This window comes from Vibrio sp. 10N.237.312.B06 (assembly GCF_041464685.1).
Classification (GTDB): Bacteria; Pseudomonadota; Gammaproteobacteria; order Enterobacterales; family Vibrionaceae; genus Vibrio; species Vibrio tasmaniensis_A.
This window is the reverse complement of the sequence record NZ_JBFSPI010000006.1, coordinates 72,953-85,468: the sequence shown is the minus strand read 5'-3', so window position 1 is coordinate 85,468 and position 12,516 is coordinate 72,953. Positions and strand designations below refer to the sequence as shown.

The window sequence follows — 12,516 nt, the reverse complement described above, 5'->3', positions numbered from 1 at the left end:
AGATTAGTTGGTTTGTAAATTTCTTCTTGGTCTTGGACAATTTGTTCTTGACCTTGGAGTAGTCTCCAAGGTTTATACTTTTGTTGTACTTAAGGTTCTGTTGCTCATGAGTGAGCAATAACCTCAAGGCTTTTGAGTATTAAGGAGATACATTATGTGCGCAAAACACGCAGCGTGCCGCTCAACAAAAGTGGACGTTCAACCACAAGCGACTGGAGCAAGTTGCTCTAGCCCTAAAATTTCAAGCATTACCGCAGCAGGTACTTCATCTTCATGTTGCAGCTCTTCTGCTACTGCGTCTTCATCGTCAGGAGATGATTGTTGTGGTTCAGACAGTGGAGAAGAAGACAGTCAGTCCTCTACTCAAACTTTAAATGCCCAATTTTCTAAAAGTTGGTTGGTCTCAGGAATGGACTGCCCAGCTTGTGCTAAAAAAATAGAGAAAGCCGTTAGTAACATTGAAGGTGTTATTCAAGCCAAAGTTCTCTTTGCCACCGAAAAGCTAGTTGTGAAATTCGACAATGAAAGTCTTGCCGACACCATTGAACAGGTCTCTATCAAAACGGGCTTCCCTCTTTCGGAAGTTGGTTCTAAAAAAGAAAAACAGCACCCCGAGACTTTTTGGCAAGCTCATATCCAACCTAATTTACAAATTATAGCGATTGCAGCCGCAATGCTCTTCGCAGCACTGTTGAAAAGTACTTCTCCTCAACTAAGTGAAGGTTTGTTTACCGTAACCTGTTTGCTTGGTTTGTATCCAGTGGCCAAGAAAGCAGTTCAGTTGGCACGTTCAGGTACGCCGTTTGCAATCGAAACCTTAATGAGTGTTGCCGCGCTCGGTGCTTTATACCTTGGCGAAACCGCTGAAGCTGCGATGGTTCTGTTACTGTTTTTGATTGGTGAGCGTCTAGAGGCATTTGCTTCATCAAGAGCAAGAAGTGGTGTTCAAGCCTTAATGGCACTGGTGCCAGAAAATGCCACCAAGATTATCAACGGCGACCGTGTTGACGTTGCAGTAAGTGAACTTGCTCCTGGTGACGTGATTGAAGTGGCGGCGGGTTCTCGTTTACCTGCTGATGCTCAACTTATTACCGACGCTGCGAGCTTTGATGAAAGTGCGCTAACGGGTGAGTCTGTTCCTGTCGAACATATAGCAGGCAACAGCATCATGGCTGGTGCTGTGGTGGTCGATAAAGTCGTTCGTATCACCATCACGTCAAAACAGGGTGAGAATGCGATCGACCGTATTCTTCACTTGATTGAAGAAGCAGAATCTCGTAAAGCACCGCTTGAACGTTTCCTCGATAAGTTTAGCCGCTGGTATACACCGTTAATGATGTTAGTGGCTCTTTTGGTCATCATCACCCCACCATTGCTGTTCGCGCAGCCTTGGGAAACCTGGGTTTACCGAGGTCTAGCTCTATTGTTGATTGCTTGTCCGTGTGCGTTGGTAATCTCGACACCTGCTGCAATTACTTCTGGTTTAGCAGCAGCGGCGAAACGTGGCGCATTAATAAAAGGCGGCGCGGCACTAGAGCAGTTAGGGAAAATTCAAACGATTGCCTTCGATAAGACAGGTACGCTGACTGAAGGTAAGCCTCAGGTTACGGATATTCAACCTCTATCAGGTTGGAAACAAGACGCGATGCTTCGTGTAGTTGGGGCGATTGAAGTTGGTTCGACTCATCCTTTGGCGCAATCGCTTGTCGCTAAAGTTAAAGAGCTGAATGTTGAGATCCCTGAGTCACACAACAAGAAAGCGCTCATTGGTAGCGGTGTTGAAGGCGATGTCGATGGTGTTAAGTATCAGGTTTTATCACCGTCTAAAGTCACGTTCGCTCTTGGACCCGATGTGGTTTCTCAGGTAGAAGCATTAGAAGGCGAGGGCAAGACGGTTGTGGTTGCTCTTGAGCTTAAAGATCTAGAAGAGTCAACAGAACAAGCTACGACTGTGATTGGTTTGATTGCTTGGCAAGATACGTTACGTAGTGACGCTAAGCTTGCGATTGAACGACTTAATGACTTGGGTATTCAATCAATCATGCTCACAGGGGATAACCCACGAAGCGCAGCAGCGATCAGCAGCAAAATTGGTATGCAATATAAAGCGAGCCTGCTTCCAAGTGACAAGGTGTCTTATGTTGAAGAGTTATCTCAACAGTCACATGTTGCTATGGTCGGTGATGGCATCAACGATGCGCCAGCAATGAAAACGGCGAATGTCGGTATTGCTATGGGTGGTGGTACTGATGTTGCGCTTGAAACGGCAGATTCAGCACTGACTCACAACCGTTTAACTGAGCTGCCCGCGATGATTGAATTGTCGCAAGCGACTATGAATAACATTCGTCAAAACGTAGCACTAGCGCTCGGTTTGAAAGGTGTGTTCTTGGTGACCAGTTTGCTTGGTATTACAGGGCTTTGGGTTGCCGTTCTTGCAGATAGTGGCGCGACAGCTCTGGTGACACTCAACGCACTGCGCCTGCTTCGATTCAAGTCTAAAGCGGATTAAGTTAAGCTCTCAGACATAGACGCTCTTAATTTTAAAAGCGTCTTATATAAGAAGCATCTCGCATAAAAGCGCCTTTAGCGGTCATACGTTAAAGGCGTTTTTTGTCTCATTAGTATGCAACGCAGCCGTTCGGATTGCTTATTTTTGTGATGCCAATCGGTTTTTCGTGAAACCTGAAATGTTGTTGCGATCATTGGTGTGATGTTCGTCACTTAATTTCATTATGAGCTTGGTTAGAGTGTGTTCGTACCCCACGAATTTACTATGAGCTTAAATAAGGGTAAAAAACCCAATAAGCCAAAAGGAGCGAACTATGTCTCAAGCTGTTTTCCACTTAGGTGTTACTGAAGCAGATCTTAACGGTGCTACTCTTGCGATCATTCCTGGTGATCCTGCTCGTGTGCAAAAAATTGCAGAAGAGATGGAGAATCCCGTATTTCTTGCGAGTCACCGTGAATACACGCTTTACCGCGCAGAGCTAGACGGTAAGCCAGTTGTTGTATGTTCAACAGGTATCGGCGGCCCATCTACTTCTATCGCAGTTGAAGAGCTTGCTCAGCTTGGCGTTCGTACTTTCCTACGTGTTGGGACGACTGGTGCGATCCAACCTCACGTAAACGTGGGTGACATGATTGTTTCTACGGGTTCTGTTCGTCTAGACGGCGCTAGCCTGCACTTCGCTCCTATGGAGTTCCCAGCAGTTGCTGATTTCGAAGTTGCTACAGCAATGAAAGCAGCAGTTGAAGAATCAGGCGCAGCAGTTCACATGGGCGTAACCGCTTCAAGTGACACTTTCTACCCAGGTCAAGAGCGCTACGACACGTTCTCTGGTCGCGTGGTTAAGCGTTTCCAAGGTTCTATGCAAGAATGGCAAGACATGGGTGTTCTTAACTTCGAAATGGAATCTGCAACGCTACTAACAATGTGTGCAAGTTCTGGTTTGAAAGCAGGTTGTGTTGCTGGTGTGATCATCAACCGTACTCAAAAAGAGATACCTGATCACGAGACACTAAAAGTAACGGAAGCGCGCTCAATCAAAGTGGTTGTAGAAGCTGCTCGTAAAATGCTTTAAGTCGGTAACAGTACTTTTAGTTTTCAAGTGCTTTAAGTCTTCAAGTGCTTTAAGTCTTAAAACGACTTCAAATTTTGAAAATGGCCACATCGAATGATGTGGCCATTTTTTTGCGTGTTTACAAGTCCTTTGAGCTTTTTACCTTGTCAATACGGGCGGGGTAGTGGATATAAGTCATTTACTACGATTGGCATAATCGTTACGGGTACAAAAAAGGCGAGTGACTTAAGTGGTCATTCGCCTTTTTGTTTTTTGAGAATTCGATATGTTCGAGTTTCTTAAATTAGCACTCTAAATCTTCATCACCACCGGCAGCGGTAAACCATGCCGCGAGATGTGTTTTAAGATCTTTTAATTCGTCAGGGCCAATCAATGCTAGGCCAAGATCTTCTGCTCGTGTGATGTCATTATGACGAAGAGGGCGGAAGCTCACCAACATTGCACGGGCCTGTAGGCCACCTAGCAGGTCTCTGAGCGATTCCAGCTTGTACAAGGTATCATCTCCATCATCTCGCATACCTTTGGTCTTACACTCGATGATGTGCAGCTTATTGTTCACTACAGAAGCAACATCAAGCTCATTACGAACCTCACGCTCACCGAGTTGACGATAAACCTGAACATTCAAAGAGCGGTCTTGAATGGTCGGCATGTCATCTTGGATCTGTTTAACGGTGCTATGAACCAATGTCTCAAGCCATTCGCCGTTTGAGAAGCGTCGCGCGTCTTCATTGGCAAACGTCAAAATACCATTGTCATAAGTGGCAATCTTAGCTTCAACCAAATCGCTCAACAGCATGTTCAGCTCGCGATAACCTTGTTGCTTCTCAGACAAGCCCACATCAAGCCTCTGTTCTTTACGGCAGGTCGTTGCAAGGTAGTTCAATGTAGCAAGGCCTGGGCCTAATTCTAATGCGTTACTTGCCCAACGCTCACCCAGTTCATAAAGTTTTTGGTCAAGTTGCGGAGACAGTTGTACATCGCTGAATTCACCACGAGCACCGAATACCGTTAAGTAGTCATCGATGGTGATGCGGTCTTGAACTTGTGCGTCTTCTTTCCCATTCGGGTAAAGCCAGCACAGCTTGTCACTGTTTGGTTCAACAACAAAGATTGGCCAGTGGTAAGTACGAAATACTTCGTAGACAGACAGTAGGCGGTGACGAAGGCCACAACTTGCGTTGAGCTTCACTTCTTGTCCCCGAGCTTTTAAGTCTTCAGCAAGGTTTTGGATCGATTCTTTAATTGCAGAGGTGTTTACGATAGTTGGAATCTCGAAAAATTCACTCGTAATATCACGCTTCTGCAAAACGCTGTCTAAGCGTTGATAGATACTGATTTGATTTTTGTCACCGATGAACACGATGTGAGTGCTGATCGTTCGGTTGTCGAGTAGTGGGGTGATCAACCGAATGGGGTCTTGATCGATAATGCCAACATGAACAGCCATATAAATTCCTTAATAGCGGCTCGCTCATAAAGGTGAAAGAAAAACGGGAAGCAGCAAGCCTTTATAATCATATAATGACAAAGCTCATAAAAAACAAGGGCAACCCTTGATAAAAGTTGCCCTTGTTCAATTAGTTATCACTATTGGGTGAGATATCCCAACATTTCAGGTGAATATCTATTGGTTCTTCGTTTACTTATAGCTTGAATTGATGAACTAAATCGCCTTGCTGGTTTGCCAGAATTGTTAGGTTTTGGCTTGCCTCTGCAATTGATGACATCGCTTGATAACTCTTATCAGCAATCTGGTTGATGTCTTCAATGTTACGCGCGATATCACCCGAAGTTTCACTCTGCTCAGCCGCGGCTTGAGAAATGTGCGTACTCATTCGACTGATTTCTAGAATCAATGCCTGAATTTCTTCCATAGCACTATTGGCACTTGAAGCTTGTTCAACCGACATATCCATATCGCTCATGCAGCTTTCAATCACATTACTTGCTGTTTTAGAACTTGATTGTAGGTTACTGATCATGGTCTCAATTTCAGACGTCGATTGAGTTGTCTTTTGTGCCAGTACTCGGACTTCATCTGCAACGACAGCAAATCCACGGCCTTGTTCACCTGCGCGTGCGGCCTCGATTGCTGCGTTGAGTGCAAGTAGGTTGGTTTGATCAGCAATACCACGAATAACATCGAGGATAGAGCCAATCTGGCTACTCATTTGTTGTAGCTCGCCTACAGCACCCACGGATTCAGTCAGGCGCACCTCAAGTTGATTAATGGTACTGATGTTGGTGTTCATGACCTGGCGACCTGATTCAGAAGCCGATTCTACTTGTTGAACCATAGTTAATGAGCTTTGTGCGCTGTTTGCTACTTCTTGTACAGAGTGAGACATTTGTGTCATTGCCGTTGCGACGGTTGCTGTTTGTTCACGCTGGCTGTTCAATTGAGCCTGTGTCTCAGAAGAGGTTTTTTGGTTTACGCTTGCAGTATTGGTTAGGTCATCTGAAGCATCATTCAGTTTCACCAGAATATTGTGCAGGTTGTCGGCTAAGGTATTGATGTGACGGCTTACTCGGCTGAATTCGTTGTCGTATCGAATATCGATACGCTGAGTCATATCTCCTTCGGTCAGGCCTTCTAATGTACCGAGGATGCGCGTTAGTGGCTCTCTTACACTATGTGCAATGTGGTAACCAATTGCTGCAGCGAATACGGTGACAACAATGCCAATTGCAATCGCTTTGAATAGACCGTTGTCGTAGATGCTGCTCGCATCTGCTAATGATGAGTTGAGTTGCTCTTCCGCTGTGACGTTGAAAGAATCCAGTACCGCCATTGCTTGGTCGACTTCAACGGCTAGATTAGCAATGTTGATGTACAAGGCTTCTTTCGCTTTCAGATAGTTATTATGTTTATCTAAAACACCGCCTTTTTGTCCCACGTCTTTGGTGAAGTTTTTAACCGATTCATCGAAAACATTTTTAATCGCAGGCAATTGTGTTGCTAAGCCACGGTACGCGTAGTTTAGGTGGGTAACGGCCTTTTTGTTTTGGTTAACGGCTTTTTGTACGAAGGCAACATCAGAACTTGCTAGTGCATCAGAGGTAATCACCTCCGCGTCTTGTAGTTTAATAAAGTAGCTCTTTGCCATCACTTTTACAGAGATACTTTTTTGGTCGGCAACGTACTCTTTCATGCCAACGGTCAATTCTGAATGTAAGCGTTGGAAATCACGTGATGCTTTTTGTACTTGCTCTTGCGCCTCAAACATAGCGATATAATTGTTCATCGCTTCATCTGCTTCGGTGAAGTAACGTTCTTCCATTGCTCTTAATTGCGTGATGCGCTCAGTGAGCGAGGTATTGTCTTGGCTTGCTGTTTCTAGGCTACCTAGAACTTCAGAAAAAGCGTTTTGTGATGCAGCAAACTCTGTACGCATTGCAGACATACGCTCAGAATTTTGTGTGGTTAAGAAGTCTTTAAATGACTTGTCAGCGGAAAGTAATTGGACACTTGTTTGGTTTGAAAGCGCAACCAGCGGCAATGAGACTTTTGAGACGCTCTCAAAATTGCTATGTATCTGATTCATGCTGCTCATCATGATGGTTATCGTGACTGCGAACATGATGATGATCAGTGCGAAACCAGCGTACATACGCTTGATCACAGATCCCTTCATGACTTTCTCCCTAAATAAATGTGGACCTAATACCAGGTCAAAACAAAACTAACAAAATTATCAGGATTCTATTGAGCTCGGCTTACGCATTTTATGACGCACACGTCAAAAATAGCCCTTTGTCCTAGCCAATATGCTGTTCTTGAGAGGTAAGGCGTGTTTTTTTTGATTTGAACGGTGTTTTTTATTATGCTTTAAAGCAGGTTTATTGTGGTTTGATGCGGCATAGCGCATACTCAAAGCATTAAAAAATAAATGTTTTATCGGAGAGATACATGGCTGAAGAAACCATTTTTAGTAAGATCATCAATAAAGAAATCCCAGCAGATCTACTATACCAAGACGATTTAGTAACCGCATTTCGCGATATTAACCCTCGTGCTCCTAGTCATATTCTAATTATTCCTAACAAGCTGATTCCAACAACGAATGATGTTGAAACGGAAGATGAAGCAATGATGGGACGTATGTTTACTGTTGCTCGTAAGTTAGCAAAAGAAGAAGGCATTGCAGAAGATGGCTATCGTCTTATTGTGAACTGCAATTCTCACGGTGGCCAAGAGGTTTATCATATTCACATGCATTTGGTTGGTGGCCGCCCACTTGGTCCGCTTTTAATGAGTTAATTAAAAGGCTAATAAGCTAACGAAACAGTTAATGATCTCATTAATACAAGTTAATGGTTAATTAACATAAACAGCGAGTTGGAAAATTTGTTGTTTGTATGCCAACTTTTAGTTTTATCTGTTGTCTGAATATCGGCTTCGCTCAGGCAGAGCCAATTAAGCAAGGGATTACCTTGCTTAAGATCCTTTTTACAACGTGTTTCGTTTTGATAATGAGACCCTAACAAAGTTGGCATTTTAAACATGCACGGAGACGATAAGTGAAGCACCAGTTTAGATTCGCTTCCATTGCCCTGTTATCGGCGTTGACAGCGGGTTGTGCGAATATGTCGGCAGGGAGCCTGTTCAGTCATTACAGCGCGCAAAACAAAGAAATTTACCAAGCAGTCAAGTCTGGGGATTATTCAACGGCTCAACAAGAGTTACCAGATTACGTAGCAGGTGACATTCTTGATAACTTTGAAAAAGGTAGAATTAATCTACTTGATCAAAAATATCCTGAGAGTAAGTCGTCGCTCGAACTGGCCGATCAGGCAGTAAAAGATCAGCAAAGTAAAGCGGTGATCTCTGTATCAGACAGTGCAACCAGTGTCGGCGCGTTGGCTGTGAATGACAATATTACCGAGTATGTGCCAGCCGATTATGAGTTGGGCTTTCTGCATTTATATCTTGGTTTGAATTATTTAAAGAAAAATGACTTAGAAGGTGCGGTGATCGAAATGCGTCGCGCTAACCAAGTTCAGGAACAAGCCAAGAAACAACGTGAAGCTGAGTTAGAAAGTGCTGCTAGCGACGCAAAATCTCAAGGGTTGTCTGCCAACGTGGGTAGTATTCTTGCGAATTATCCTGATGCGGGTAAAAAGCTGCAATCTGTGCAAAATGCGTATCTGATGTTTTTGTCTGGCCTGCTTTACGAAGCATCTAACGATCTGAACAGCGCTTATGTGGACTATCGACGTGCTTTGGCCATCATGCCTGAGAACCAAGAAATCATCGATAGAACCATGGCAACAGCTGCTCGCTTAGGCATGCGACAAGATTTAGCAACACTGAAAAAGCGCTACAAACAGTCATCTAAGTTAGGGGCAAGCGAAGGGCGAGTAATTGTGCTTCAAGAACAAAGTGCAGTTCAAGCGATGGACAGTTGGCGATTAGATTTGCCTATTTATGACAGTCGCGATCAGGGCGCAATATATTCTCTGGCGCTGCCATATTACCCGCGCCAAAACGTAGAACGTTTTTCTGCGCTACGAATCAGCGGGCAACCGTTGTCTGAGCATTTGATTACGGATGTGAATGCGATGGCGCAGAATGATTTATCTGAACGTATGACGAGCATTGTTATTCGCCAAGCGTTACGTGTGGTCGCGAAAGACCGCATCCGTAAAGAAGCAACTCAAGGTAACGATGTCGGTAACATTTTGTTCAATGTCTGGAATGCATTCACGGAACAACCAGACACTCGAAGCTGGCAATCTTTACCTGCGGAAATAAAGACCAGCACGTTTGTAGCAAACAGTGGTCAATATACGTTAGAAGCGGGCACTAAAACGTATGACTTTGATATTCGAGAAGGGCAGACCACTTTGGTGTGGATTTCTCGACAAGGAAACAATGCAACAATGTGGCATAAACAGCTAGGGAGGCTGTAATGAAAAAGTGGTTAGTGAGCTTAGCAGCGGTTATGGCTCTGGCTGGTTGTGCTGATAATACAGCTGGCGTAAGGGTAGATAGTCAAACTCAGAACGTTTTCTTTGGTGATAAGGTATTGGGTAGCCGCTTACAGGTTGAAGATATCCGAACTGACCTCGTCGACGGTCATACGCGAGGAATCGTGCGTTTAAACAGTAACTATAAAGGCGATCAACATATCCTTTATCGCTTTTACTGGTACGACGATGCTGGTCTTGAGGTCAACCTAAAGCAAGGCCCTTGGAAGCAAGCGATTGTTCGTGGCTTTGAAAGTATTTCGTTGTCGGAAGTGTCGGTAAATCCGAAAGCGACTCAGTTCAGAGTTCAGTTCAGAGAGCAGTAAACTTTCGTTTGGAACCGCTCATATTTAGAGTGGTTCCAAGCTTTATAGCAAAGACGAGATAGAACGGGTCTAAGGATTCGAAAATACAAAAATTTAAGAGAGTGGGTAACCCCACTTAGTGATTAGTTAAGGAAACAAAATGAAAAAGAGTGTCATTGCGCTACTAGGTTTAGCGGTTATTTTAGGCGGTTGTTCAAACAAGGTAAGCTACGGTGATGCACAATCAGTAGAAACCACGACAATCGATTTCGGTTCAACTGACCTTCAAACGATTGCGGGCGAAATGGTCGATAGCATGATGGCGTCTGGTTCTGTGTCTTATATTACTCGTGAGCAACGTCCAATCGTGTTCGTAGAGCGAATCAAGAACAAAACAAGTGAGCACATCGATACTGAGTCAATCACTGATACCATCAGTACTAAAATGCTGAACTCTGGTAAGTTCCGTTTCGTTGATATGGACCGTGTAGAGTCTGTTCGTGAACAATTGAATTTCCAAAATAACGATGAGCTTGTAAATCAAAGCTCAGCAATCCAATTTGGTAAAATGGTTGGTGCTCAGTACATGTTGTACGGCAACCTATCAAGCATCGTTAAGAAAGCGGGCAGCGACGAAGACGTATACTACAAAATGACCATGCGCCTAATGGATCTTGAGTCTGGCTTGATTGAATGGGCTGACGAGACTGAAATCCGTAAGCAACAATCTAAGAGCTTGCTGGGCTTTTAATTAAGTTTACTTGGCAACTAAACGCAGCCAGTTTTGACAGCGTCTAGTCTTGGCAGCGCATAGCTTGGCCACACAGAGCTTGGTTACACGCCAATGCAGTGCATGATGTGCTGTTTATGAAGAGACACTGGCTTTTGGTCAGTGTCTTTTTTGTAGGGAAATAAAGACGTTTATAGGGAGTAAATATGGCAATTTTTTCTTGGTCTGAGGCTAAGCTTCTTGATACCAGTTTGAGTTCGCTTGATGGTTACTTTTCTGAGCCACCTGTTAGAGCTCAAACGCTGACCGGCGGGTTGACTAATCGATGTTGGAAGTTGGTTGATGCCGATGGTACTGCGTATGTCTGGCGGCCAACTACACCTATCACCAAAGCGTTCTTCATCTCTCGTCATGAAGAGTACCAAGTGCTGTCTACGATTGAACGTCTAGGTATTGGACCAAGTCCAATAGTGGTCAATGAGCAAGGCTTATTGGTTGAATGGATTGCGGGTGAGACGCTTTACGAAGGCTTAGAGCTTGATGATTTGTTGAAGACTCTGATCTCGGTGCATCTGGTTAATACCGCGCGATTGCCGCTCCAACCGTTCAGTTTCACAGCGCGAGTCGATCATTACTGGCTCCAACTTGATGCGATTCATAAGACGGAAGCCTGCACCAATATTTATCAAGAGTGGCGCGTGGCTCCAAGTATCCCAAATGTTGACCTGTCTTTGTGCCATTTTGATTTAGGTGGTTATAACTTAGTGAGAAATAGCGATGGGATTAAGATTATTGATTGGGAATATGCAGCACTAGCAGACCCTAGACTTGATCTTACGTTGACCATTGCTGTTGCAGGATTACCAGTTGCTGAAGCCGTTGATAAGTACTGTCAGCTGCGAGGTATCCATGATGTTCAGCCTTGGCTCGATGGGGTAGAAGCATGGTTACCAAGAAACCAGATGATGGCGATGCTATGGTATTTACTTGCTCATCAGCTCTGGGGAGATGAAAGTTATCTGCGTGAAGCAGAGGCGCTGAGTCACACTTTATGTAGCTAGGATCACGTTTAGGAAGTGAAAAATATAATTTCGTTCGTGTTCCCTTTAAAACCTTATTTTTCATGTTAGATTAATTAAAACGTACCAATATTCAACAAGGAGGTACTAATGATTATTTATCTACATGGCTTCGACTCAACTAGCCCGGGCAATCACGAAAAAATACTGCAGTTGCAATTCATTGATGATGACGTTCGTTTCATCAACTACAGTACTTTGCATCCAAAACACGATATGCAACATTTGCTAAAAGAAGTGCATAAAGTGATAGAGCAATCCGATGACCCGCATCCGATCATTTGTGGTGTAGGCTTAGGTGGTTTTTGGTCTGAACGTATTGGTTTCTTATGTGGTATTAAGCAGGTGGTGTTCAACCCGAATCTGCACCCTGAGAACAACATGGTAGGTCGAATTGACCGTCCAGAAGAGTACGAAGACATCGCGACTAAGTGTGTTGCTCAATATCGTATGAAGAACAAAGGTCGCTGTTTAGTGGTGCTTTCTCGTGAAGATGAGATTCACGACAATACCAAAACAGCTGCCGCGTTAGAAGATTATTATGATGTCATCTGGGACGAAAAAGAGAGTCATAAGTTCAAAAAAATCTCTCAGCACTTGCAGACAATGAAAGCGTTTAAAAACGCTTAATTATTCCAGTTATTTTATAAAAGCAGCACTCAATTGAGTGCTGTTTTTTTATCCAAATTAGCAAGCGATGCCCGAAGGGTTCGAGCTGAGCACCCCGCAAAAAGCGTTTTACTCTTTGTTGAGGGAGATTTGCTTAGAATGACCAGGCTACTTCCCCCTTGCCGCGATTAAAACGCTTTTATATCGAACGAAATTTGACCGTGAAAAGGTCAATG

Annotated in this window: 10 protein-coding genes; 8 read left to right on the top strand and 2 right to left on the bottom strand. The window is 44.1% G+C overall.

Annotated features, from left to right (window positions below; translation table 11 throughout):
- Positions 1-154 precede the first annotated feature (154 nt).
- Together AB6C75_RS03000 and udp are read left to right on the top strand one after the other, a co-directional pair.
- Complete coding sequence (locus AB6C75_RS03000; RefSeq protein ID WP_372106807.1) at positions 155-2,512, top strand: zinc/cadmium/mercury/lead-transporting ATPase; 2,358 nt, start codon at positions 155-157, stop codon at positions 2,510-2,512.
- 313 nt (positions 2,513-2,825) lie between these two features.
- Positions 2,826-3,584 (top strand): uridine phosphorylase, encoded by a 759-nt coding sequence (gene udp, locus AB6C75_RS02995; protein ID WP_009847163.1) that lies wholly within the window; start codon positions 2,826-2,828, stop codon positions 3,582-3,584.
- 283 nt (positions 3,585-3,867) lie between these two features.
- Here udp and AB6C75_RS02990 read toward each other — a convergent pair whose 3' ends face one another.
- Together AB6C75_RS02990 and AB6C75_RS02985 are read right to left on the bottom strand one after the other, a co-directional pair.
- Positions 3,868-5,034: a DUF1887 family protein gene (locus AB6C75_RS02990; protein WP_009847162.1), complete on the bottom strand. Its 1,167-nt coding sequence runs from the start codon at positions 5,032-5,034 to the stop codon at positions 3,868-3,870.
- 196 nt (positions 5,035-5,230) lie between these two features.
- The gene (locus AB6C75_RS02985; RefSeq protein WP_017096887.1) at positions 5,231-7,222 is read right to left on the bottom strand and encodes a methyl-accepting chemotaxis protein; all 1,992 of its coding nucleotides are present in this window, start codon (positions 7,220-7,222) and stop codon (positions 5,231-5,233) included.
- 275 nt (positions 7,223-7,497) lie between these two features.
- On the opposite strand from AB6C75_RS02985, the gene hinT reads away from it, so the two are divergent.
- From hinT to ycfP, 6 genes are all read left to right on the top strand, one after another.
- The gene (gene hinT / locus AB6C75_RS02980) at positions 7,498-7,848 is read left to right on the top strand and encodes a purine nucleoside phosphoramidase (protein ID WP_012604413.1); all 351 of its coding nucleotides are present in this window, start codon (positions 7,498-7,500) and stop codon (positions 7,846-7,848) included.
- Positions 7,849-8,108: 260 nt separating this feature from the next.
- Positions 8,109-9,500: a COG3014 family protein gene (locus tag AB6C75_RS02975; RefSeq protein WP_017104113.1), complete on the top strand. Its 1,392-nt coding sequence runs from the start codon at positions 8,109-8,111 to the stop codon at positions 9,498-9,500.
- On the top strand, positions 9,500-9,883 hold the full coding sequence (locus AB6C75_RS02970; RefSeq protein WP_009847158.1) for a YcfL family protein: 384 nt from the start codon (positions 9,500-9,502) through the stop codon (positions 9,881-9,883). Before AB6C75_RS02975 ends, AB6C75_RS02970 begins: the two co-directional genes overlap by 1 nt.
- 139 nt (positions 9,884-10,022) lie before the next feature.
- The gene (gene lpoB, locus AB6C75_RS02965) at positions 10,023-10,613 is read left to right on the top strand and encodes a penicillin-binding protein activator LpoB (RefSeq protein ID WP_009847157.1); all 591 of its coding nucleotides are present in this window, start codon (positions 10,023-10,025) and stop codon (positions 10,611-10,613) included.
- Positions 10,614-10,798: 185 nt separating this feature from the next.
- Entirely contained in the window at positions 10,799-11,653 is an 855-nt protein-coding gene (locus AB6C75_RS02960; protein WP_372106804.1) for a phosphotransferase, read from the top strand.
- Positions 11,654-11,761: 108 nt separating this feature from the next.
- Positions 11,762-12,301 carry an alpha/beta hydrolase YcfP gene (gene ycfP / locus AB6C75_RS02955; RefSeq protein WP_017093527.1) on the top strand — a complete coding sequence of 180 codons (540 nt, stop codon included), beginning with the start codon at positions 11,762-11,764 and terminating at the stop codon, positions 12,299-12,301.
- Positions 12,302-12,516 lie beyond the last annotated feature (215 nt).